18 protein-coding genes and 2 pseudogenes are annotated in these 21,784 nt (G+C 72.8%); 9 read left to right on the top strand and 11 right to left on the bottom strand.

The window, feature by feature from the left end; genetic code table 11:
- Genes Athai_RS16740 through Athai_RS16730 form a run of 3 tightly spaced genes read left to right on the top strand, consistent with a single transcriptional unit; the run spans position 1 to position 3,406 of the window.
- Positions 1–993 carry an ABC transporter permease gene (locus Athai_RS16740; protein WP_203962341.1) on the top strand — a complete coding sequence of 331 codons (993 nt, stop codon included), beginning with the start codon at positions 1–3 and terminating at the stop codon, positions 991–993.
- A complete protein-coding gene (locus Athai_RS16735; RefSeq protein ID WP_203962340.1) occupies positions 990–2,723 on the top strand; it encodes a dipeptide ABC transporter ATP-binding protein in 1,734 nt (577 codons plus the stop codon). The genes Athai_RS16740 and Athai_RS16735 overlap by 4 nt, the downstream gene beginning before the upstream one ends.
- Entirely contained in the window at positions 2,723–3,406 is a 684-nt protein-coding gene (locus tag Athai_RS16730) for a formylglycine-generating enzyme family protein (protein WP_203962339.1), read from the top strand. The genes Athai_RS16735 and Athai_RS16730 overlap by 1 nt, the downstream gene beginning before the upstream one ends.
- 16 nt (positions 3,407–3,422) lie before the next feature.
- On the opposite strand, the gene Athai_RS16725 is transcribed toward Athai_RS16730, so the two are convergent.
- The 3 genes and pseudogenes from Athai_RS16725 to Athai_RS16720 all read right to left on the bottom strand — a co-directional run.
- Entirely contained in the window at positions 3,423–4,274 is an 852-nt protein-coding gene (locus Athai_RS16725; RefSeq protein ID WP_239156987.1) for a sulfotransferase family protein, read from the bottom strand.
- Between the two features lie 209 nt (positions 4,275–4,483).
- Complete coding sequence (locus Athai_RS34185; protein ID WP_239157418.1) at positions 4,484–4,978, bottom strand: glutathione peroxidase; 495 nt, start codon at positions 4,976–4,978, stop codon at positions 4,484–4,486.
- A gap of 33 nt (positions 4,979–5,011) precedes the next feature.
- Positions 5,012–5,827 (bottom strand): annotated as a pseudogene (locus Athai_RS16720) (siderophore-interacting protein); the annotation flags it as partial.
- Between the two features lie 116 nt (positions 5,828–5,943).
- Between Athai_RS16720 and Athai_RS16715 the strand changes: the two are divergent.
- Together Athai_RS16715 and Athai_RS16710 are read left to right on the top strand one after the other, a co-directional pair.
- On the top strand, positions 5,944–6,159 hold the full coding sequence (locus Athai_RS16715) for a hypothetical protein (protein WP_203962338.1): 216 nt from the start codon (positions 5,944–5,946) through the stop codon (positions 6,157–6,159).
- Positions 6,160–6,284: 125 nt separating this feature from the next.
- Positions 6,285–7,397 carry a M20 family metallopeptidase gene (locus tag Athai_RS16710; protein WP_239156986.1) on the top strand — a complete coding sequence of 371 codons (1,113 nt, stop codon included), beginning with the start codon at positions 6,285–6,287 and terminating at the stop codon, positions 7,395–7,397.
- A 232-nt stretch (positions 7,398–7,629) separates the two neighbouring features.
- Here the strand turns inward: Athai_RS16710 and Athai_RS16705 are convergent, their stop codons facing one another.
- Entirely contained in the window at positions 7,630–8,160 is a 531-nt protein-coding gene (locus Athai_RS16705) for a GNAT family N-acetyltransferase (protein WP_203962337.1), read from the bottom strand.
- A 113-nt stretch (positions 8,161–8,273) separates the two neighbouring features.
- On the opposite strand from Athai_RS16705, the gene Athai_RS16700 reads away from it, so the two are divergent.
- Both Athai_RS16700 and Athai_RS16695 read left to right on the top strand, forming a co-directional pair.
- On the top strand, positions 8,274–8,897 hold the full coding sequence (locus Athai_RS16700) for a PadR family transcriptional regulator (protein WP_203962336.1): 624 nt from the start codon (positions 8,274–8,276) through the stop codon (positions 8,895–8,897).
- Positions 8,894–10,084, top strand: coding sequence for an FAD-dependent oxidoreductase (locus Athai_RS16695; RefSeq protein WP_203962335.1), 1,191 nt, complete (start codon positions 8,894–8,896; stop codon positions 10,082–10,084). Before Athai_RS16700 ends, Athai_RS16695 begins: the two co-directional genes overlap by 4 nt.
- A 14-nt stretch (positions 10,085–10,098) precedes the next feature.
- Here the strand turns inward: Athai_RS16695 and Athai_RS16690 are convergent, their stop codons facing one another.
- The 3 genes from Athai_RS16690 to acnA all read right to left on the bottom strand — a co-directional run bounded on the left by Athai_RS16690 (position 10,099) and on the right by acnA (position 14,391).
- Positions 10,099–10,824: a transporter substrate-binding domain-containing protein gene (locus Athai_RS16690; protein ID WP_203962334.1), complete on the bottom strand. Its 726-nt coding sequence runs from the start codon at positions 10,822–10,824 to the stop codon at positions 10,099–10,101.
- Between the two features lie 62 nt (positions 10,825–10,886).
- On the bottom strand, positions 10,887–11,360 hold the full coding sequence (locus tag Athai_RS16685; RefSeq protein ID WP_203962333.1) for a DoxX family protein: 474 nt from the start codon (positions 11,358–11,360) through the stop codon (positions 10,887–10,889).
- A gap of 262 nt (positions 11,361–11,622) precedes the next feature.
- Positions 11,623–14,391, bottom strand: a complete 2,769-nt coding sequence (acnA, locus tag Athai_RS16680) for an aconitate hydratase AcnA (protein WP_203962332.1) — start codon at positions 14,389–14,391, stop codon at positions 11,623–11,625.
- Positions 14,392–14,577: 186 nt separating this feature from the next.
- Between acnA and Athai_RS16675 the strand changes: the two genes are divergently transcribed.
- Complete coding sequence (locus tag Athai_RS16675) at positions 14,578–14,943, top strand: VOC family protein (protein ID WP_203962331.1); 366 nt, start codon at positions 14,578–14,580, stop codon at positions 14,941–14,943.
- Between the two features lie 165 nt (positions 14,944–15,108).
- On the opposite strand, the gene Athai_RS16670 is transcribed toward Athai_RS16675, so the two are convergent.
- From Athai_RS16670 to Athai_RS16655, 4 genes are read right to left on the bottom strand one after another with little or no spacing between them, the layout of a single operon-like run.
- A complete protein-coding gene (locus Athai_RS16670; RefSeq protein WP_203962330.1) occupies positions 15,109–16,569 on the bottom strand; it encodes an aminopeptidase P family protein in 1,461 nt (486 codons plus the stop codon).
- A gap of 27 nt (positions 16,570–16,596) precedes the next feature.
- Positions 16,597–17,241, bottom strand: a complete 645-nt coding sequence (locus Athai_RS16665; protein WP_203962329.1) for a TetR/AcrR family transcriptional regulator — start codon at positions 17,239–17,241, stop codon at positions 16,597–16,599.
- Positions 17,242–19,401: a YhgE/Pip domain-containing protein gene (locus Athai_RS16660; RefSeq protein WP_203962328.1), complete on the bottom strand. Its 2,160-nt coding sequence runs from the start codon at positions 19,399–19,401 to the stop codon at positions 17,242–17,244. It lies immediately after the preceding gene.
- Positions 19,401–20,417, bottom strand: coding sequence for an ATP-binding cassette domain-containing protein (locus tag Athai_RS16655; RefSeq protein ID WP_239156985.1), 1,017 nt, complete (start codon positions 20,415–20,417; stop codon positions 19,401–19,403). Before Athai_RS16655 ends, Athai_RS16660 begins: the two co-directional genes overlap by 1 nt.
- A gap of 180 nt (positions 20,418–20,597) precedes the next feature.
- On the opposite strand from Athai_RS16655, the pseudogene Athai_RS34180 reads away from it, so the two are divergent.
- Positions 20,598–21,764: pseudogene (locus Athai_RS34180) on the top strand (MFS transporter); the annotation flags it as partial.
- Positions 21,765–21,784 lie beyond the last annotated feature (20 nt).

The following is a 21,784-nucleotide window of genomic DNA, read 5'->3' as shown; positions in this document are numbered from 1 at the left end:
ATGGCCGCATACCTGGTGAGGCGGGTCATCGGTGCGCTGGTGGTGCTGCTGGTGCTGTCCGCCGCCGTGTACGTCATCTTCTACGCGCTGCCCGGCAACCCGGCTCAGCTGGTCTGCGGGCCGAAGACCTGCCAGGCCGACCAGCTGCACCGGATCGAGACCGAACTCGGCCTCGACCAGCCGATCTACCTGCAGTACTGGCACTTCCTGGTCGGCATCGTCGCCGGCCGGACGTTCTCCGGCGGCCCCACGGCGATCCACTGCGCGGCGCCGTGCCTGGGCTACTCCTACCAGACCGGCGAGCCGGTGACCTCGCTGCTGCTGGATCGGCTGCCGGTGTCGGCCTCGCTGGTGGTCGGCGGCTTCGTGATCTGGGTACTGGTCGGGGTCGGGCTCGGGGTGGTCTCCGCGCTGCGCCGCGGCCGGGCGCTGGATCGCGTCGTGACCACCGCGACGCTCGCCGGCAACTCGGTACCGGTGTTCCTCGTCGGTCTGCTGCTGCTGATCGTGTTCTGCGTGTACCTGCGCTGGCTGCCGTTCCCGGGCTACCAGCCGCTGACGGCGAACCCGGCGCTGTGGGCGCAGAACCTGATCCTGCCGTGGGTGGCGTTGTCGGTGGTGTCGGCGGCGGTGTACACCCGGCTGACCCGCACCTCGATGCTGGAGACGCTGGCCGAGGACCACATCCGCACGTTCCGGGCGTACGGGCTGAGCGAGTCGCGGGTGATCCGCCGGCACGCCCTGCGCGGCGCGCTGACCCCGCTGATCACGATCGGCACCATCGACCTGGCCACCTCGCTGACCGGGGCGACGCTGACCGAGAGCCTGTTCGGGCTGCCCGGGTTGGGGCAGCTGCTGGTCACCTCGGTACGCAACATCGACCTGCCGGTGGTGGTCGGCGTGACGATCCTGGCCGGCGCGGTCATCGTGGTCGCCAACATGTTCGCCGACATCCTGTACTCGGTGGCCGACCGGAGGGTGGCGCTGGCATGACCGGACGGCTTGCGCGAGAACCGTTCGACGAGAACGGGACCCGGGTGCCGGCGCCGCGGCCCGGCGGCCATGCCGGGGACGAGCCGATCGTCGCGGTGGACGAGCTGACGGTCACCTTCCCCGGCGGCACCCGGGCGGTCGACGGGGTGTCGTTCGACCTGGCGCCGGGCGCGTCGCTGGGCATCGTGGGGGAGTCCGGGTCCGGCAAGAGCGCGACCGCGCTGGCGCTGCTCGGTCTGCACCACGGCACCGGCGCGCGGCTCACCGGCCGGATCGAGGTCGCCGGTACGGTGGTCGACGACGGCGATCCGGAGCGGCTGCGGCGGCTGCGCGGGGCGACCGCGGCGATGGTGTTCCAGGATCCGATGTCGGCGCTGGACCCGTATTTCAGCGTCGGCAGCCAGATCGCCGAGGTGTACCGGCTGCACACCGGCGCCTCCCGGCGGGAGGCGTGGTCCCGGGCGGTGGAGGTGCTCGACCACGTCGGGATACCGCACGCGGCGCGGCGTGCCGCCGAGCCGCCGCACCAGTTCTCCGGCGGGCAGCGGCAGCGCGCGCTGATCGCGATGGCGCTGGCGCTGCGTCCGAAGGTGCTGATCGCCGACGAGCCGACCACCGCGCTGGACGTGACGGTGCAGGCGCAGATCCTCGACCTGCTGCACGGCCTGCGCGAGGAGACCGGGATGGCGCTGCTGCTGGTCACCCACGATCTCGGGGTGATCGCCGGCACCGTCGACGAGGTACTGGTGATGCAGCGCGGCCGGATCGTCGAGCGCGGTGCGGTGCGGCAGGTGCTGTCCGCGCCCGGGCACGACTACACCCGGGACCTGCTGTCGGCGGTACCGCGGGTGGACGCGCCGCGGCAGCGCGCCCTGGCCGACGGTGCGGCCCCGACCGAGCCGTTGGTGCGGCTGGTGGAGGTGCGGCAGGACTTCCCGGTCGGTCGCGGCCTGGTACCGGGCCGGCACCGGACCGTCGCCGCGGTCGACGGGGTGAGCCTGGACGTGCGCCGCGGTGAGGTGCTCGGCGTCGTCGGCGAGTCCGGTTCGGGCAAGACGACGCTGGCCCGGATGATGGTGCGGCTGCTGCGGCCCACCGGCGGCCGGGTCGAGTTCGACGGTACCGAGATCGGCGGGCTGTCCGACCGGCGGCTCGCACCGTTCCGCCGCGACCTGCAGATGGTGTTCCAGGACCCGATCTCGGCGCTGAACCCGCGGCGCAGCGTGGGGGAGAGCATCGCCGATCCGCTGCGTACCGCGGGGATCCGGGACGACACCACGATCCGGTCGACGGTGCGCGAGTGGCTGGCGCGGGTCGGGCTGGACCCGGACCGCTACGACGCCTACCCGCACGAGTTCTCCGGCGGGCAGCGGCAGCGTGTCGGCATCGCCCGCGCGTTGGTGCGCTCGCCGAAGCTGGTGGTGTGCGACGAACCGGTGTCGGCGCTGGACGTGTCCACCCAGGCGCAGATCATCGACCTGCTGGCGCAGCTGCGTACCGAGCTGGACCTGACCGTGGTGTTCGTGGCGCACGACCTCGCCGTGGTGCGCCAGGTGTCCGACCGGGTCGCGGTGATGCACGGCGGCCGGCTGGTCGAGCTGGCCGACGCGGACACCGTCTACACCGACCCGCGGCACGACTACACCCGGTCGCTGCTCGCGGCGGTACCGGTGCTGGACCCGGATCTCGCGGCGGAGCGCCGGGCCGAACGCCTCGCGCTGGTCCGCTGATGGCCGACCCGGTGCCGGTTCCGCTCCCGGCCGACCCGGTGCCGGTCCCGCTCGGGCCCGGTGTGGTGACGCTGTCCGACCGTCGGACCGAGCGGCATTGGGCGGTGTCGCTGGGCCGGTACCTGGTCGATCCGGTAGCGGTCACCCAGCGGCGGTACGCGGCCGTCACCGGCGCGTGGCCGGGCGCGGTCACCGATCCGGACCGCCCGGTCGACGGCGTCTCCTGGTTCGACGCGGTCCGGTTCTGCAACGCGTACTCGGCCCGCGCCGGGCTCGCCCCGGTCTACCGGTTCGACGGCGACGAGGTGACGGCCGACCCCGGCGCGGACGGCTACCGGCTGCCGAGCGAGGCGGAGTGGGAGTACGCGTGCCGCGCCGGCAGCGCCGGCCCCCGGTACGGTGAACTCGACGAGATCGCCTGGTACCGCGGCAACTCCGGTGGGCGCAGCCACCAGGTCGGGCAGCGCGCGCCGAACGCGTGGGGCCTGTACGACCTGCTCGGCAACGTGTGGGAGTGGTGCGCCGACCACTACGACCCGCAGGTCTACGGCAGCTACCGGGTGCTGCGCGGCGGCGGGTGGGCCGACGAGCACTGGAGCTGCCGCGCCTCGGTGCGCCGGCGCAGCCACCCGACGTTCCGCATCGACGACGTCGGCTTCCGCCTGGCCCGCTCGGTCCGGTGACCGTGCCGGGTGCGGCTCAGTCGTCGGCGGGCCCGGCCAGGTAGCCCCAGTCCCGGGCGATCCGGCGTAGCCCGCGCGGGACCTCGGCCGGGTCGGGCAGCGGGCGGGCCGGTTGCGGCCGGCCGGACCGGATGTTGTCCGACCAGTCGCCGAGCCCGCGGCGGTACGAGCCGTGGCCGTGGCTGCCGTACTCGACCATGCCGGGTTCCCATTCCACGCCGAGGAACGCGCACAGCCGTCGCGTCTCGCCCGCCGGGTCGGCGACGAGCCGCTCGTACCGGACGTCCAGTCCGGGCAGCGTCGCCCGGCACCGCTGCACCTCGGTACAGAACCGGCGCAGGTACGCGACCGTCTCGCCGGCCGGCTCGTTCGGGCGGGCGGCGCGCCACGACTGGTGGATGGCCCCCGGATGGCGTAGCAGGAACACGAACCGGGCATCCGGCCAGATACCGGCCAACCGGTCGGCAAGGAACACGTGGTTCGGCGTCTTCTCGACCAGCACGCTCTTCCCGCTGCGCCGCAACACCTCGGCGAGCAGCCGGTCCCACATCATGGCGGTCAGCTCGCCCTCGTCGATGCCGAACTCGGCCAGCGCGGTCTGCGCGAACCAGCTCGTCGCCTGGGCGGCGAGATCGCCGAGGTGCATCTCGTGCGGCGCGTACAGCGCCGAGTGACTGCCGAGCATGCTGCGCAGCAGCGTCGATCCGCTACGCACCGACGAGAGGATGAACACCGGTGCCCGCAACTCCCGCCGGGCTGGGACCAGGTCGCGGACCGGCTTGGCGCGGGTGGCGGCGCCGGCGCGCACCAGCCGCAGGCCGGTGGTCCGCGACAGCGCACGGTTCAGCGACCGTTTCACGTCAGGCACGCCGCGACGCTAACCACCGAGGCTGTCCGTCCTGCCCGCACTTGCTGTGCCTCGGCTAAGAGGTCGCGCGCCGCCACGCCGCAGCCACGAGCGTGCTGCGGCAAGGGGGCCGTTGGTGGCGGTGCCGGCCGGGCGCGCCGGCAGAGGATGGTGCACCCGCGACCGTGCGGCGGCACCGAACGGATCGGTGCCGCCGCACGAGAGGTCGGTCAGCGGGTGGCGAGCGCGGTGTCGATGCTCGCGAGGACGGTCGGGTCGTCCGGCACGGTGGTCGGGCGGTGCCGGGCGACGACCGTACCGTCCGGGGCGAGGACGAACTTCTCGAAGTTCCACTGCACGTCGCCGGCCGCGCCGTCGGCGTCTGCGGTGCCGGTCAGCACCTGGTACACCGGGTGCCGGCCCGGGCCGTTCACCTCGACCTTCTCGGTCAGCGGGAAGCTCACCCCGTAGGAGGTGGAGCAGAACGTGCGGATCTCGGCCGGGCTGCCCGGCTCCTGCTCGCCGAACTGGTTGCACGGCACGCCGACGACCGTCAGCCCGCGCCCGGCGTAGTCGCCGGCGAGCTTCTCCAGCGCCGTGTACTGCGGGGTCAGCCCGCACTTCGACGCCACGTTGACGACCAGCAGTGCGTTGCCGTCGGCGAGCTCACCAAGCGAGCTCGGCGCGCCTTCCAGCGTGCCGATGGGCAGATCCAGTACCGACACCGTGTCCTCCCGGGATGCGGAGTTGCCTGTGGTGGTGGCGTTCTCGGTGGCCGACTCGGCCTCGCGTTCGGCCCGCTTGGCCACCCGGAACGCCTCGTCGTCCATGCCGCGGCGCCAGTAGCCGGAGATCGACACCTGGTCGCGGGCGAGGCCCAACTCGTCGAAAAGATACCCGCGCAGCGCCTTCACGTCGCCCGCCTCGCCGTGCACGAACGCGTGCCCGCGGCCGGCCGGGACCGGCAGTGCCCGGACCGCTTCGGGCAGGCTCGGGCCGGAGCCGCGGTGCAGCCAGCGCACCGTGGTCCGCGCGCCGGCCGCCAGCGCCACCTCCTCGGCCGGGCCGTCGACCTCGATGAACGCCCAGGCGGGGGTCGTGTCGGGGATGCGCTCGAGGGCGACGGCGATGGCCGGCAGCGCCGACTCGTCGCCGGCCAGCAGGTGCCAGTCGGCGCTCGGGTCCGGCGCGTAGGCGCCGCCCGGTCCGGCGAGCAGTACCTCGTCGCCCGGCTTGAGGCCGGCGGCCCACGGTCCGGCCAGCCCCTGCTCGCCGTGGTAGACGAAGTCGAGGACCAGCTCGTCCGCGCTGATCCCGCGCACCGTGTAGGTGCGCAGCACCGGCCACTGCTCGCGGGGCAGCTGCTCGCGGGCGGTGCCGAGGTCGAACGGCTCCGGGTACTCCACCCCGGGGCGCCGGAATACGACCTTCACGTACTGGTCGGTGAACTCGTTGGCCCGGAACTCCGCGAGGCCGGGGCCACCGGCCGCCACCCGCACCAGGTGCGGCGTGAGCCACTCGGTGCGGACGACGGTCAGGCTGGTCAACTGTCCGCGCCGGGATCGTTCGGGCATCGGCGGCTACCTCCACAAAGATCGAGTGAGGCAACCCTAACCGAGTTTGTCGCCGTCATCGACTCTGACCGATCGGCCGATCTTGCCAGTTGCGTCATGTGCCCTAGCCTCGACCCATGATCGATCTGGAGGCCGAGATCCAGCGATTTGTCCGGGTCCAGTACCAGGGGGTGTTCGACCGCGTGCACGACAGCCACGCGCGCCGGCCGGTTCCCGCGGTACGGCAGGCGATCCTGGACGAACTTCGCCAGGCCGGCACCACCCCCCGCAAGGATCTGGTCGACGGCGCCGCCGAGGCGATCTCCGCCGGCAACCCCTACACGCTGCCCTAGACCAGCCGAGCCGGGCCGTCCGGTCCGGTAGCCCCCACCCCCGCGTCAGCCGTCGGCACGGGGGCATCGGTGCGTGCCCGGCGCGGTGTGCCGGTCGGGCCGCTCGCCGGTGCGATGCTGGCGCGGTGGGGGAGCGCATCGAGGACGACGAACTGCTCGCGGTCGCGGACCGGCTGCTCGCGGTCGAGTCCACCGCCGCGCACCCGGACGCCCTGCATGCCGCCCTCGACCTGGTACTGGGCCTGCTCGGCCCCGGTGTCACGGTGGAACGGTTCGCCTCCGGCGGCCGGCCGAGTGCCCTGGTGTACCGGCCGGCGCCGCGCCGGCCGACGTTCCGGGTGCTGCTCAACGCGCACCTGGACGTGCTGCCGGGTTCTCCCGACCAGTTCGTCCCGCGCCGCGTCGGCGACCGGCTGTACGCCCGGGGCGCGCAGGACATGAAGGTCACCGCGCTGGCGCTCGCGCTGGCGTTTCGCGAGCTGGCCGACGTGCTGCCCTACCCGCTCGGCCTGCAACTGGTCACCGACGAGGAACTCGGCGGCTACCACGGCACCGCGCACCAGGTGGCGCAGGGCGTCCGGGCCGGCTTCGCGATCGTGGGGGAGTTCAGCGGGCTGGAGCTGGTGACCGAGTCCAAGGGCATCGCGGACGTGACGCTGACCGCGGTCGGCCGGGCCGCGCACGGCGCGTACCCGTGGCTCGGTGACAACGCGGTGCTGCGGCTGGTTCGGGCGGTCGAGCGGCTGCTCGCCGAGTACCCGCCGCCGGCCGAACCGGTGTGGCGCGCCACCGTGAACCTCGCCGCGATCGAGACGGCCGACACCGCGATCAACCAGGTACCGGCGCAGGCGCAGGCCCGGCTGGACATCCGTTACCCGCCGGAGGACACCCGGTTCGCCGGCCGCGCCCCGGACGAGGTGGTGGCGGCGCTGGTGGAGCTGGTCGGCCCGGACGTGGCGGTACGGCTGGACCGGTTCGATCCGCCGCATCGCGCCGACGAGGGGTCGATGGAGGTGCGGGCGCTGCGCGACGCGGTCCGGGCCGAGGGCTACCCGGGCGGCTTCCTGCGCAAGCACGGTGCCGCGGACTCCCGGCACCTGGCCGCGGTCGGCATCCCGGCCGTCGCGTTCGGCATCGATGGCGACGGTCAGCACGGCCCCGCCGAGTACGCGGACCTGGCCACGCTCGGGCCGTACCGCCGGGCGTTGCGCCGCTTCCTGCTCGCGGTGGCGCCGTGACGCGCGTCGCGCGTGCCGCGCGCCCCGGGCCTGGGTCGAAGCCCGCCCGCGGGCTTCGGGGCGGGCGCCAGGGCGTGTCTTCACGGCCAGCCACCCTGCTGCGTCGGGCCCGTTCGCCCGCTCGCGGCGTTGTCGGCACGGGCGCATCCGACACCGGTATGCACCCGCACCTGCGCCTTGCGAGCGAACAGACGGACTCCGGCTCGCCCGGGCGGAGCCATGAAGACACGCCCTAGTCCTCCGCCGGTGGCAGCGCTCGGTCGGCGTAGGCGAGCAGCGGCGTGCCGTCGGACGATGGCCGCCGGCCCTGGAAGTCGAGGCCGACCCGCTCGGCCACCCGGATAGAGGCCGCGTTCGTGTCGTCGATCCAGGCGATCACCGGTACCGACGGGTCGACCGCGCCGGCCGCCGCGATGCCGGCGCGGGCGACCTCCTGTGCGTACCCGTGGCCGCGCGCCGCGGTGGCGAACCGGTAGGCCAGGTTCCAGCTGCGGTCCGGCAGGCGACGGACGCCGCCGAGCCCGATCAGCGTCTCGTCGCCGGGTCGGCGCACCGCCCAGTAGCTCAGCCCGTCGGCCGCCCAGCCGCCGAGCACCAGGTCGAGGAAGGCGCGGGTGGTGGCGATGTCGGTGTGCCGGCCGGCGGGGAAGTGGTGCCAGCCGTCGGGATCGCCGTGCAGCGCGAACAGCGCGTCGAGGTCGGTGTCGGCGACCGCCCGCAGGTCGAGTCGGTCGGTGCGGTGGTGGGTGAAGGTGGTGGCCACGGGGCCAAGCTACCGGGCGCGCGGGTCCGGCGCCGATGCGATTCGACAAATAGTTGACACTGACTAGTCGATCAGTAATAGTTGATCCTGACCAACAGATCGGACGATGACCCATGGCGACGAAGCGCAAGGTCGGCAACCTGCTCGGCCTGGCCGTGCTGTGCTACCTGATCCAGCGCCCGATGCACCCGTACGAGCTGAGCCGCACCCTGCGCGACAACAACGACGTGCGCAGCATCAAGTTCAACCACGGCTCGCTGTACATGGTGGTCGGCCAGCTGGAGCGGGCCGGCTTCATCGCCGCGCAGCAGACCAGCCGACAGGGCGCCCGGCCGGAACGCACCGTGTACGCGCTGACCGACGCCGGCCGCGCCGAGGTGCGCGACTGGCTGCGCGACCTGGTCGGCGACCCGAAACACGAGTACCCGCAGTTCGTCGCCGCGCTCTCGCTGGTCGCCGCGCTGCCGCCGGACGAGGTGCTCGTGCTGCTCGCGCAGCGACTGGCCCGGCTCGCCGAGCAGCGCACCGAGATCCGCACCATCATCGACACGGCCACCGCTCAGGGAGTGCCCGGGCTGTTCCTCGTGGAGGAGGAGTACCGGCTCGCCCTGCTGGACGCCGAGGTGTCGTTCGTCGAGTCGTTCCGCGACCGCATCACCGATCCGCACAACGACTGGAGTGCGCTCTGGGCCGACTTCCACGCCGGCCCGCAGGCGCCAAGGGGAGAGCAACCATGACCGACACCAGAACCGCGATCGTCGTCGGCGGCGGTATCGCCGGGCCGGTGACCGCGCTGGCGCTGCAACGCGCCGGGATCACCGCCACCGTGTACGAGGCGTACGACGGCACCGCCGACGGGGTCGGTGCCATGCTGAGCATCGCGCCCAACGGCCGCGCCGCGCTGGACGTGCTGGACGCCGGGCACGTGCTCGACGAGATCGGTACCCCGATGACCGCGATGCTGCTGCGCAGCTGGACCGGCAAGGTGCTGGCCGAACTCGGCACCCCGCCGGGGCTGCCGGATCAGCTGCTGGTGCAGCGCGCCGACCTGTACCGCGCGCTGTACGACGAGGCGATCGGCCGGGGCATCGCCGTCGAGCACGGCAAGCGGTTGGTGTCGCTGGCGGACGACGGATCCGCGGTCACCGCCCGGTTCGCCGACGGTACCAGCGCGACCGCCGACATCCTGGTCGGCGCGGACGGCATCCGGTCGACCACCCGCGGCCTGATCGACCGGGGCGCACCGGCACCCCGCTATGGCGGGCTGCTGAACTTCGGTGCGCTGGTCCCGGATGCCGGCGAGTCGACCGGCGGCAAGATGCACATGGTGTTCGGCAAGCGCGCCTTCTGCGGCTACCTGGTGTACGAGGGCGGCCTCGGTGGCTGGTTCGTCAACCTGCCGCGAGACACGCCGCTGTCGCTGGCCGAGCAGCGCGCGGTGCCCAACCGGGTGTGGCTGGAGCGGCTGCGTGCCGCGTTCGCCGGCGACCGCACCCTCGCCCCGGACCTGATCGGCCGTACCGATCCGGACGACCTGCTCGTCGTCGGCCCGGTCGAGGACCTGCCGACGGTACCGACCTGGCACCGCGGCCGGGTGGTGCTCGTCGGCGACGCCGCGCACGCCACCTCGCCGTCCTCCGGCCAGGGTGCGTCGCTCGCGATGGAGTCCGCGGTGCAGCTGGGCCGCTGCCTGCGCGACCTGCCGCCGCAGCGTGCGTTCACCGCGTACGAGCGGCTGCGCCGGTCCCGGGTGGAACGCATCATCGCGGCCGGTGCCCGCACCAACAGCAACAAGGCGGCCGGCCCCGTCGCCCGGGTGCTGCGCGATCTGGTCCTGCCGGTGGCGATGCGCTCGTTCGCCAAGCCGGAGAAGATGGCCTGGCAGTACGGCTACCGCATCGACTGGGACGCCTCCGCCGCCTGACCATCCACAGTGGACTATCCGGCCGGCGGGGCGAGCAGGGTGTCGGACTGGTGCGAGTCGCGCAGCGCGGCGGCCACGGTGCCGTCCGCCTTGAGCGCCTCGACGCTGGCCCGCAGGAACTCGATCGATCCCGCCGCCCGGTCCCGGGTGGTACCGACGGCCTGCCGGATCTGCATGAACCGCTCGTCGATCAGCCGCAGGTCCGGGTCGGCCGCGACGATCCCGGTCAGCGGCTGCCGGATGCCGGCCACCGCCTCGACACCGCCGGCGCGGAACACCTCGATCGACTCCGCGCCGCGCACCAGGGTGGCGTGCCGCAGCGTGCGGGTCAGGTACAGGTCGTAGGCGGAGCCCTGCTTGACCGCGATGCGCACGCCCGGGGCATCGACGTCGGCGACGGTGCGCAGCGGCGAGCCCTGCGGTACCGCGAACACCCCCTCGATCACCACGTACGGCGCGGTGAACGCCACGTCCGCTTCGCGCGCGGGCTCGATCGCGAGGAAGCAGATGTCCGCGGCGCCGGAGATCATCGCCTGGTACGACTTGCGGGCGGCGTCGAAGCAGACGAACTCGACGGGCACCCCGAGCCGGTCCGCGACCGCCCGGGCGATCGCCACCGTCACCCCCGCCGGCGCGTCCGCCGAACCCTGTGCGAGCACCGGATTCCCCAGGTTGATCGCGGCTCGCAGCACCCCGCTCGGGGCAAGATCGCCGACCACGTCGGCAGCGGCATCCACCATCCCCCGACCCTATCCGTACCCCCGCCGACTTCGGCTCGGCGGGATCGCCTCGGCCATCGGGGTCAGCGGGCGCGGCGGAGGGCGGCGTCGAGGGCGTAGGGGCCGGGGCCGGTGACCGCGATCGCCAGGAAGGCCCAGCAGAACAGGGCGGCCGGCTCGCCGCCGTTCTCGATCGGTAGCAGGGCGTGCGGTTGGTGCACGGTGAAGTATGCGAACGCCATGCTGCCGGAGCAGATCAGCGCGCAGGCGCGGGTGCCGAGCCCGAGCATCACCAGGGTGCCGCCGACCAGTTCGATGACCGCCGCGTACCAGCCGGGCCAGCTGCCGACGGAGCCGGCGGCGTGCTGCGCGACGGCGGGCCAGTCGAACAGTGCGGAAGCGCCGTGGCAGGCGAACAGCAGGCCGACCACCACCCGGAACGCGCCCAGCGGTACGGCCCGCCTCGGGCGTTCCGGGCCGGCCGCGGGTCCCGGTGGTGCGGGCTCGACGGCGGCGGGTACCGGATCGGTGGGGCGGTCGGTGTTGGGGTGCGGCATCGGATCGACCTTCCGCCGGAGGCAAGGGGGTACGCGTCGCCGGCGGCGATGCGGGCCGTCCGCCGGCGACGCGTTGCCCAACTATAAAGGTTGTTTACGGTAAAAGTCCGACGTATTGCTGCCAGCTGGCGCGCACCTGCCATCCCGCCGGCGCCGCACGCCCCGGACGCCGCTGCCGGCACGAACCGGAGCCCCGACGGGCACACGGAAACGGCGGCCGTCCGGGGTGGACGGCCGCCGCTTGCGGTGTGGTGCCGGTCGATCAGTGGGTCAGCATCTTGCGCAGCACGTACTGCAGGATGCCGCCGTGCCGGTAGTAGTCGGCCTCGCCGGGGGTGTCGATGCGCACCACCGCGTCGAACTCGACCTCGCCCGCGGTCACGTGCACCGTGCGCGGCGTCGTACCGTCGTTGAGCGCGGTGACGCCGCTGATCGCGAACGTCTCCTCGCCGGTGAGCCCGAGCGACTCGGCGTTCTGGCCCGCCGGGAACTGCAGCGGCAGCACGCCCATCCCGATCAGGTTGGAGCGGTGGATGCGCTCGAACGACTCGGCGATGACCGCCCGCACGCCCAGCAGCACGGTGCCCTTCGCCGCCCAGTCCCGGGACGAACCCGAGCCGTACTCCTTGCCGGCCAGGATGACCAGCGGGGTACCGGCCGCCGCGTAGTTCTGCGCGGCGTCGTAGATGGCGGCCTGCTCACCGGTGGTGAAGTCCTTCGTGAAGCCGCCCTCGACGCCGGGCACCAGCTGGTTGCGCAGCCGGATGTTCGCGAACGTGCCGCGGATCATCACCTCGTGGTTGCCGCGCCGCGAGCCGTACGAGTTGAAGTCGCGCCGCTCGACCCCGTGCTCGGTCAGGTACTTCCCGGCGGGGGAGTCCGGCTTGATCGCACCGGCCGGCGAGATGTGGTCGGTGGTCACCGAGTCGCCCAGCTTCGCCAGCACCCGGGCGCCGGCGATGTCGGCCACCGGCTGCGGGTCGCGCGCCATGCCCTCGAAGTACGGGGGCTTGCGCACGTAGGTCGACTCGTCGGCCCAGGCGAACGTGTCGCCGGTCGGAGTCGGCAGCGACTGCCAGCGCTGGTCGCCGGCGAACACGTCGGAGTAGTCCGACGAGAACATCTCGGAGGCCAGCGCGCCGCCGATCACGTTCTCGATCTCCAGTCCGGACGGCCACAGCTCGCGCAGGAACACCGGCTTGCCCTCGGCGTCGGTACCGACCGGCTCGGTCTCGAAGTCGATGTCCATCGTGCCGGCCAGCGCGTACGCCACCACCAGCGGCGGCGAGGCCAGGTAGTTCATCTTGACGTCCGGGTTGATCCGGCCCTCGAAGTTGCGGTTGCCGGACAGCACCGAGATGGCGGTCAGGTCGTTGTCGTTGACCGCGGCGCTGATCGCCTCCGGCAGCGGACCGGAGTTGCCGATGCAGGTGGTGCAGCCGTACCCGACCAGGTTGAAGCCGAGCTTGTCCAGGTAGGGCGTCAGGCCGGCGCGCTCGTAGTAGTCCATGACCACCTTCGAGCCGGGCGCGAGCGTGGTCTTGACCCACGGCTTGCGGTTCAGCCCGCGCTCGACCGCGTTCTTGGCCAGCAGCGCGGCGCCCACCATCACCTGCGGGTTGGAGGTGTTGGTGCAGGAGGTGATCGCGGCGATCACGACGGCTCCGTGGTCCAGCTCGAACTCGGTACCGTTCTCGTCGGTCACCCGCACCGGCCGGCTCGGCCGGCCGTTCTTGGCCGCGGACGGTACCCGCGGCGCGCCGGCCGCGTCGTCACCGGAGAACGCGGGGGAGTCGCTGGCCGGGAACGACTCGGCGTCCGCCTCGTCCTGCCCGCCGAGCTTCTCGTCGGTCACGTAGTCCTTGAGCGTGTTGCGGAACATCGACTTCGCGCTCGCCAGCGGCACCCGGTCCTGCGGGCGCTTCGGGCCGGCCAGCGACGGCTCCACGGTGGACAGGTCCAGTTCCAGCCGCTCGGAGTAGTCCGGCTCGGCCGCCGGGTCGTGCCACAGGCCCTGTTCCTTGGCGTACGACTCGACCAGGGCGATCTGCTTCTCGTCTCGCCCGGTGAGCCGCAGGTAGCGCACCGTCTCCGCGTCGATCGGGAAAATCGCGCAGGTCGAGCCGTACTCCGGGCTCATGTTGCCGATGGTGGCGCGGTTCGCCAGCGGCACCGCGGACACGCCGGGACCGTAGAACTCGACGAACTTGCCGACCACGCCGTGCTTGCGCAGCATCTCGGTGATGGTCAGCACCAGGTCGGTGGCGGTCGCGCCGTCCGGCAGCTGGCCGGACAGCTTGAACCCGACCACCCGCGGGATCAGCATCGACACCGGCTGGCCGAGCATCGCGGCCTCCGCCTCGATGCCGCCGACGCCCCAGCCGAGCACGCCGAGGCCGTTGACCATGGTGGTGTGCGAGTCGGTGCCGACCAGGGTGTCCGGGTAGGCGACGCCGTCGCGGGCGAAGACGGTGCGGGCGAGGTACTCGATGTTGACCTGGTGCACGATGCCGGTGCCCGGTGGGACGACCTTGAAGTCGTCGAACGCGGTCTGGCCCCAGCGCAGGAACTGGTAGCGCTCCTTGTTCCGCCCGTACTCCAGCTCGACGTTGCGCTCGAACGCGTCCTCGCGGCCGAAGATGTCGGCGATCACCGAGTGGTCGATGACCAGCTCGGACGGGGCCAGCGGGTTGACCTTGCCGGTGTCGCCGCCGAGCTCGCGCACCGCCTCGCGCATGGTGGCGAGATCCACGATGCACGGCACGCCGGTGAAGTCCTGCATCAGCACCCGGGCCGGGGTGTACTGGATCTCCACGCTGGGCTGCGCGGTCGGGTCCCAGCCGGCCAGGGCCCGGATGTGGTCGGCGGTGATGTTCGCGCCGTCCTCGGTGCGGAGCAGGTTCTCCAGCAGGATCTTCAGGCTGTACGGCAGGCGGGCCTGCCCGTCGACCGCGTCCAACCGGTAGATCTCGTAGGTGTCGTCACCTACCTGCAGGCTGCTCTTCGCGCCGAAGGTGTCGAGGCTCGCCACGTCGTACTCCTTCGCTCAGGTATGTCTTGCAGTCTCGCGTACTGGCCGGTCACCGCCCTACTTAGGCAAGCCTCAGCGGGGTGGCTCCGGCGCCGACCGTCGAAGTAAACCGTACGTCCGTCTTGCTATTTCGCGCAACCCGGGTCATGCTGCTCTCGCGATGTCCGGACACCCGAGGAGCACGCGATGATCCACCACGTCCAACTCTCCTGCCCGGCCGGCACCGAGGACGCGCTGCGGGCCTTCTACGCCGGCGTTCTCGGGCTCACCGAGATCCCCAAGCCGCCGGTACTCGCCGCGCGCGGCGGCTGCTGGTTCCGCGGCCACGGCGTCGAACTGCACCTCGGCGTCGAGGCCGACTTCAGCCCGGCGCGCAAGGCGCATCCCGGCCTGATCTGGCCCGACCTGGACACCCTCGCCGAGCGGCTGACCGCCGCCGGCTACCCGGTCGACTGGGACGACGACTTCCCCGGCATGCGGCGCTTCCACTCCGCCGACTGCCACGGCAACCGCCTGGAGTTCCTGCACCCCGTCGACGCCGAGGCCCAGTAGCCTCCCGACAGCCTTCGTTGACATCCACGACGAGCGAGGAGGGTGGTGTCCGACCACGAGCAGTTCGGCGACACCGTCGAGCTGCCCGAACAGTTCGGGTTCACCATCGAGACGACCGAGTTTCCGCCCGCCGACCGGATTGCGCCGGTCAGCGGGCTCCGGCGACTACAGCGGGAGGCGGGGGCCGGCGTTGCGCTGGGCGGCCACCCACGCCTCGACCTCGTCGGCCTTGCGCGGCAGCCCGGCCGACAGGTTCTTCGCCCCGGTCGCGGTGACCAGCACGTCGTCCTCGATACGGATGCCGACGCCGCGCAGCTCGGCCGGCACCTTCTCGTCGTCGGGCTGGAAGTAGAGGCCCGGCTCGACGGTCAGCACGAACCCCTCCTTCAGCTCGCCGTCCCGGTAGTGCTCCTTGCGCGCCTCGGCGCAGTCGTGCACGTCCAGGCCGAGCATGTGGCTCAGGCCGTGCAGGGTCCAGCGCCGGTAGTACATGTTCTGCTTGTCCAGCGCCTCCTCGGCCGAGGGCAGGATGCCGAGCGACTCCAGCCCCTCGGCGAGCACCCGCATCGCGGTCAGGTGCACGTCGGCGAACTTCACCCCGGGCCGGATGTAGTCCATGCCGGCCTGCTGGGCGGCGTAGACGATCGAGTACACCTCCCGCTGCAGCGGCGTGAACTGCCCGTTCACCGGCACGGTCCGGGTCACGTCGGCGGTGTAGAGCTGGTTGTTCTCGATGCCCATGTCCATCAGCAGCAACTCGCCCGGCGCGGTCCGGCCGTCGTTGCGCACCCAGTGCAGCGTGGTGGCGTGCGGGCCGGCGGCGACGATCGAGTCGTACCCCACCGCGTTGCCGGCGACCCGGGCGCGCAGCCCGAAGACGCCCTCCAGCAGCCGCTCCGGGACCGGCCGGTCGGCCGGCAGCGCCCGCACCACGTCCTCGAAACCCAGCACGGTCGCGTCGATCGCGTCCTGCAACTGCGCGATCTCCCACTCGTCCTTGACCAGCCGCAGCTCGGACAGCGTGTTGGCCAGCTCGCGGTCGCGGGCGCCCCGGTCGTCGCCGTCCCCGGTGACCGCGATGCGCCCGTCCACGCTCGCGTCGAACCCGCGCAGCACCCGGGTACGGGTCGGGTCGAGGTCGCCGAGCACCTTCTCCAGGTCCTTGACGTCGGCGGTCTCGACTCCCAGCAGGGTGGACTTCTCCGCCAGGCTGTGCCGGCGGCCGACCCACAGCTCGCCGTACTGCGCGTCGCGGAAGAACTCGTCGGTGTCGCGCGGGGAGCGGGGATGCCCGTAGAGCACGGCATCGTGGCCGCCGGGCCGCGGCCGCAGCACCAGCACCGAGTCCGGGTCGAACTCGCCGGTCAGGTACGCGAAGTCGCTGCCCGGCCGGAACGGGTAGAAGCAGTCGTTGTTGCGCACCTTCTCCCGGCCGGTCGGGATCACCAGTGTCTCGCCGGGGAACGCCCGGGAGAGCTGCTCGCGCCGGCGCGAGTGGCACGGGGCCTGATCGAGCGGGGCGAGGCCGGTCAGCTCCGAGTCGGCCCAGCCTTCCCGCATGAACTTGAGGTAATTCTCCGGGAATGCCGGGTCGTGGCTGCGTCCCTTGGCCTGCTCGTCGCTCATGCCCTGCCTCTCCTCACACCTGCACGCTCATCCGACCGTATCGCCCGGGGTCGGATCCCCCGACGGTATATCGCCCGCCGACGATGCGGGACGCAGCCTGCTCGTCACGATCGCGGACAGCCCGGCGAGCACGTCGTCGATGTCGCGCTCCGGCTGGAACACCAGCCAGTCGACCCCGACCACCAGCGCCACCCCGAACAGCGCCGACGCCGCCAGCCCGACGTCCAGGTCGGCGGCGAAGTCGCCGGCGGCCACCCCCGCCGCGATCACCTCGCCGATGGTGCCGATCACCTCGCCGCGCACCAGCGCGACCGTCTGGTGCCACTGGTTGTTCGTCCGCCACATCTCGCTGAGCAGCAGCTGCGCGAACGCCCGGTAGTCCCGCAGGTACGCCAGCTGGGCGGCGACCAGCGCGGTCACCGCCTCGGCGGGCGGCAGCCCGGCCGTCGCGGCGCGCAGCCGCTCGGTGAGCCGGGCCACCCCGTGCGTCAGCAGCTGCTCGAACAGCCCGGTCTTGGAGCCGAAGTTGTAGTAGACGGTGCCCTTCGCCACGCCCGCCCGGTCGGCGATCGCGTCCACCGTGGTCGCGGCGAAACCCTGCTCGGCGATCAGCTCGACCGCCGCCGCGTACAGCTTGTCCCGGGTGGCGTCGCGACGGTCGGCCTGCTTCATCTACAGCTCCAGATCCGGATGCAGCTTCGTCGGGGTCAGGCGGCGGGAGCGCCGGACCACCAGGCAGGTCGCCGCGAACGCGGCGACCCCGAACCCCACCAGGATGCCGGCCCCGCGCAGCACCATGCCGGTCGACCCGCCGCTGATCAGATGGCGCAGGCAGTCGACCACGTAGGACATCGGCAGGTACGGGTGGATCGCGCCGAGGATCGCCGGGGAGGTCTGCAGCGGGTAGGTGCCACCCGCGGTGACCAGCTGGGTGATCAGCAGTACCAGCGTGAGCACCCGGCCGGCGGATCCGAGCGCGGCGCCGAACAGCTGCTGCAGGCCGGTGTAGGCGACCACGGCGGCGGCGAGGAACGCCAGCATCGCGACCGGACGGACCGGATCGAGGCCGAGGGTGGCGGACAGCACCAGCTCCAGGATGCCGGCCTGCACCACCCCGATCGCCACCGCCGGCAGCCAGCCGGCCGCGGCGACCCGCCAGGCGGGCGCCCCGGACACCAGGTGCCGCCGGGTCACCGGCCGCAGCAGCATGTACCCGACCATCGCGCCGACCCACAGCGACAGGCCGAGGAAGTACGGCGCGAATCCCTCGCCGTAGCTTGCCGCCGCGTGCCGGGTGGCGCGGTGCAGGTCGACCGGGTCGGCCATCACGTCCGAGCGTTGGGCCCGCTGGGCGGCGTCGTAGTCGGGGATCTGCCTCGCCCCGTCGGCCAACCCGTCGGCCAGCGCGGTCGCGCCGTCCGACAGCTTCGACACCCCGCCGGCGAGCCGGCCGGCGCCGGCGGACAGGCTGCCCAGCCCGCCGTCGAGCTGCCGTGCGCCGGTGGACAGCTGGTACAGCCCGCTCTGTAGCTGCTTGCCGCCGCTGACCGCCTTCGCGGTGCCCTGGTGCAACTGGTGCGCGCCGGTGGCGAGATCGCCCACCCCGTCGGCCAACTTGTCGATCTTGTCCCGCGCCCCGGCGACGTCGTCGGCCAGCTGCGGCGCCTTCTTCGCCACCTCGCGGGCCGTCTTGGCGACCTGCGTCGCGTCCGCCTTGACCTGTTCGAGGCTGCCCGCGTCGGCGTCGAGCTGGTGCTGCGCCGCCTTCGCCGCCCGTACCGCGTCGGTGGCTGCCTGCCGGGCCTTGGTGAACGCCGGATCGTTCGCCGCCTCCGGGTGCTTCTTCGCGTACGCGTCGAGCGCGTCCCGCACCGCCTCGGTCTGGGTGACCGCCTTGTCGACGTAACCCGGCAGGTCGTCGATGTGCTTGGCGACCGCGTCCGCCCCGTCGGCGAGCAGCAGCGCGGAGTCGCGGATCGATCCGGCGTTGTCCCGCAGGAACGGCTCCACCCGGCCGGCCATCTTGTCCACGGTGGACGCGAGCTTCTTGGTACCGGCGGCCGCCTGCCCCGCGCCGGTGTCCAGCTTCGCGGCACCGGAGTTGAGCGCGATCAGGCCGGTGGTCAGGTCGGCGGCGCCACGGTGCGCCTGTGCGATGCCGTCGGCGAGGCTGTCCGCGCCCTTCTTCGCGCTGGCCGATCCGTCCCGGAGCGCGTCCGCGCCGTGCTCGGCGTCGCCCGCGCCGTCGGCGAGCTGGCCGGCGCCGTCCGCGGCCTGACCGGTCTTGTCGTGCAGCGCGCCGAACGCCAGGTACATCTGGTCGAAGTACCGGCTCGCCGCGCTGTTCGCCGCCGCGGTCCGGATCTCGGCGAACGCGCTCTTGCCGATCACCCCGGCCAGGTAGTTGGTGGCGTCGTCGGTGGTCAGCCGCAGCCGGCCGCGCCGCGGTGGCGCGTCGTGCGACGGCGAGACCAGCGCGGTGGAGAAGCCGGCGGGGATGGTGAACGTCATCAGGTAGTCGCCGTCCGCGAGGCCCTTGCGGGCCCGCGCCGCGCTGGTGGCGTGCCAGTCGAACACGTGCCGGTCCACCAGCTGGTCGACCAGGTCGTCGCCGGCCGTCAACGTCTTCCCGCCGGGCTGGTGCGCCGGCCGGTCCTGGTTCACCACCGCCACCGGGATGCGCTTGAGCTCGCCGTACGGGTTCCAGAACGCCCACAGGTAGAGGCCCGAGTACAGCAGCGGGATCAGCGCCAGCGCGCCGATCGCGGCCCGGGTCAGCGGCGCTCGGGTGAACCGGCGCAGCTCCAGCCCGGCCAGCCCGGCGGTCCGCATCACGCCGCCCCCTGCGCGTCGAGCTCGACGGTGGCCGGCTCGCCCCGGTCCGGCACGGCGGGCGCCGGCTGCCGGCCTGGCCCGTCCGGCGGTCCGTCCCCGCCCGGTCCGTCGCCGTCTCGTCCGTCGCCGTCTCGTGCGGCGTCGTGTCGGGTCCAAGAGTCGGGCTCGGCCGGCTCGGCGGTGCCGGCTCGGCCGCGCAGGTGCACCGTCTGGTCGACGGGCGCGTCGCCGGTCTCCCGGCAGGAGGCGAGCACCGTGACGCCGGCGTCGGCCCGCTCCCGTAGCACCCGCCACAGCGCCGCTCGCTCGATGCCGTCGGTACCGAGGTCCACGTCGTCCACGACGATCAGCCGGGGCCCGGTCAGCCCGGCGAGCAGCAGGCACAGCAACTGCCGCCGGTACGGGTCGAGGTCCCGGCCGAGCGCGTCCGGGTCGAGGTCGAAGCCGCTCCCGGTGACCAGCGCGCGGGCGTGCGCCCGGCGCCGGCGGGGTTGCCACGGGCCGAGACCCAGCAGTGCGAGGCGCTCCCGGACGTGTTCGGCGACGCTCAGCGCCGGCTCCGGCTCGTGCGCACCGGGTACCAGGCCGAGGGCGGCGACGCGCTGCACCGCCGGCGCGGTCCGCGGCAGCGGGTGCCCGGCGACCGACAGGGTGCCGCGGTTGATCGCGAACCGGCCGGTGACCGCGAGCAGCAGGCTGGTCCGGCCGCTGCCGGCGGCGCCGGTGACGGCGACCAGCTCACCCGCGGCGACGTCGAGATCGACGTCGTGGAACACCCAGCCACGCCGGGTGCGCAGGCCCAGCCCGGCAGACCGGATCGCGGCGCCCGCCGAATCCGCCGCGGCGTGCCGGTCGGCCGGCTCTGCGGCGGCGGGCCGGTCGGCCAGGTCTGCCCGGTCTGCGGCGGCGTGCCGGTCGGCCGGGTCTGCCCGGTCTGCGGCGGCGTGCCGGTCGGCCGAGGAGAGGTCCCGCTCGTCGTCGGGTCCGTCCGCGTGCTGTCGATGCTGCGCCACCGTCGCCTCCAAAAACTGACCGCTCCGTACAAAAACTTAGCGCGAGAGGGCCGGCGATGCGCGGTTTGGTGTCGTTACTCACCGGTCACTTGACGAACTTGAGTCGAGTCGTATCAAGTTTTGGCATCGGAACTCAAAGTTGAGTTGAGTGCACTCAATTTGATCGCGAGGATCTGTCGGGTGACCAAGGAAAGACGTGGCGGGCTGCTCGGCGAACACGACTTCCGCCACCTGTGGACCGCGGACCTGGCCAGCCAGCTCGGTAGCCGGCTGAGCATGATGGCGCTGCCCCTGCTGGCCGTGATCACGCTGCACGCCAGTACCTTCCAGGCCGCGGCGCTGTCGGCCGCGCAGACGGCCGCCTCACTGCTGCTGGGCCTGTTCGCCGGTGCGCTGGTGGACCGGATGCGCTGCCGCCCGGTGCTGATCGCCGCCGACCTCGCCCGGTTCGCGCTGCTCGGTTCGATCCCGGTGGCGGCCCTGTTCGGCGTGCTCGGCCTGCCCCAGCTGTACGCGGTGGCGTTCGCCGCCGGCGTCGGCACCGTCTTCTTCGACACCGCGCACACCACGTACCTGCCGCGGCTGATCGGACGCGGGCAGCTGGTCGAGGGCAACTCGCGGCTGGCGAGCAACTCCTCGATCGCCGCGGTGGCCGGCTCGGTCGGCGGCGGGTACCTGGTGCAGCTGTGCACCGCGCCGGTGGCGATCGCCGTCGACGCGGTCAGCTACCTGTGGTCGGCGGTGTGGCTGGGCACCATCCGTACCGGCGAGCCGCGTCCCGCGCGGCCGGCTCGTCCCCGGCTGCTGCACGAGATCGGCGAGGGGGTCCGGTTCGTGGCCGGTCAGCCGATCCTCGCCGCGATCGCCGGCAACACCGCCACGGTGCTGTTCTTCCAGGCCGCCAACCAGGCGATCATGGTGGTGTTCCTGGTCCGCGAGGTGCATCTGACGCCCGGGGCGATCGGGCTGCTGGGCACCGTCGGGTTGCTCGGCGCGCTCGCCTCGGCGGCGCTGACCGGCCGGATCGCCCGGCGGCTCGGCAGCGCCCGCGCGCTGTGCGCGTCCACCGTGCTCAACGGCGTGGGTTTCCTGCTCTATCCGCTGACCGGTCCGGGCCTCGGGCTCGTCTGGTACGTGCTGGCCGGCGGGCTCACCGCGTTCACCATCATCACCCGGCACGTGATGGCGGTGACCGCCCGCCAGCAACTGTGCCCGGACCGGCTGCTCGGCCGGGTCAACGCCACCATGGAACTGACGACGTACGGCGTGATGCCGCTCGGCGCGCTGGCCGGCGGGCTGCTCGGCACCCTGCTCGGCCTGCGCACCACGCTGGTGGTGTCCGGCTGCGCGATCCTCGCGGCGAGCCT

It is taken from the genome of Actinocatenispora thailandica (assembly GCF_016865425.1).
GTDB classification, from domain to species: Bacteria; Actinomycetota; Actinomycetes; order Mycobacteriales; family Micromonosporaceae; genus Actinocatenispora; species Actinocatenispora thailandica.
This window is presented reverse-complemented; position numbering and strand designations above follow the sequence as displayed.

Bases quoted from the DNA above. Each gene is read 5' to 3' on its own strand.
- Athai_RS16660 (WP_203962328.1), bottom strand. From the start codon at position 19,401: ATGCGGACCGCCGGGCTGGCCGGGCTGGAGCTGCGCCGGTTCACCCGA.
- Athai_RS16715 (WP_203962338.1), top strand. From the start codon at position 5,944: ATGATCGATCTGGAGGCCGAGATCCAGCGATTTGTCCGGGTCCAGTAC.
- Athai_RS16675 (WP_203962331.1), top strand. From the start codon at position 14,578: ATGATCCACCACGTCCAACTCTCCTGCCCGGCCGGCACCGAGGACGCG.
- Athai_RS16690 (WP_203962334.1), bottom strand. From the start codon at position 10,824: ATGGTGGATGCCGCTGCCGACGTGGTCGGCGATCTTGCCCCGAGCGGG.
- Athai_RS16740 (WP_203962341.1), top strand. From the start codon at position 1: ATGGCCGCATACCTGGTGAGGCGGGTCATCGGTGCGCTGGTGGTGCTG.
- Athai_RS16700 (WP_203962336.1), top strand. From the start codon at position 8,274: ATGGCGACGAAGCGCAAGGTCGGCAACCTGCTCGGCCTGGCCGTGCTG.
- Athai_RS16735 (WP_203962340.1), top strand. From the start codon at position 990: ATGACCGGACGGCTTGCGCGAGAACCGTTCGACGAGAACGGGACCCGG.
- Athai_RS16695 (WP_203962335.1), top strand. From the start codon at position 8,894: ATGACCGACACCAGAACCGCGATCGTCGTCGGCGGCGGTATCGCCGGG.
- Athai_RS16685 (WP_203962333.1), bottom strand. From the start codon at position 11,360: ATGCCGCACCCCAACACCGACCGCCCCACCGATCCGGTACCCGCCGCC.
- Athai_RS16730 (WP_203962339.1), top strand. From the start codon at position 2,723: ATGGCCGACCCGGTGCCGGTTCCGCTCCCGGCCGACCCGGTGCCGGTC.
- Athai_RS16665 (WP_203962329.1), bottom strand. From the start codon at position 17,241: ATGAAGCAGGCCGACCGTCGCGACGCCACCCGGGACAAGCTGTACGCG.
- Athai_RS16670 (WP_203962330.1), bottom strand. From the start codon at position 16,569: ATGAGCGACGAGCAGGCCAAGGGACGCAGCCACGACCCGGCATTCCCG.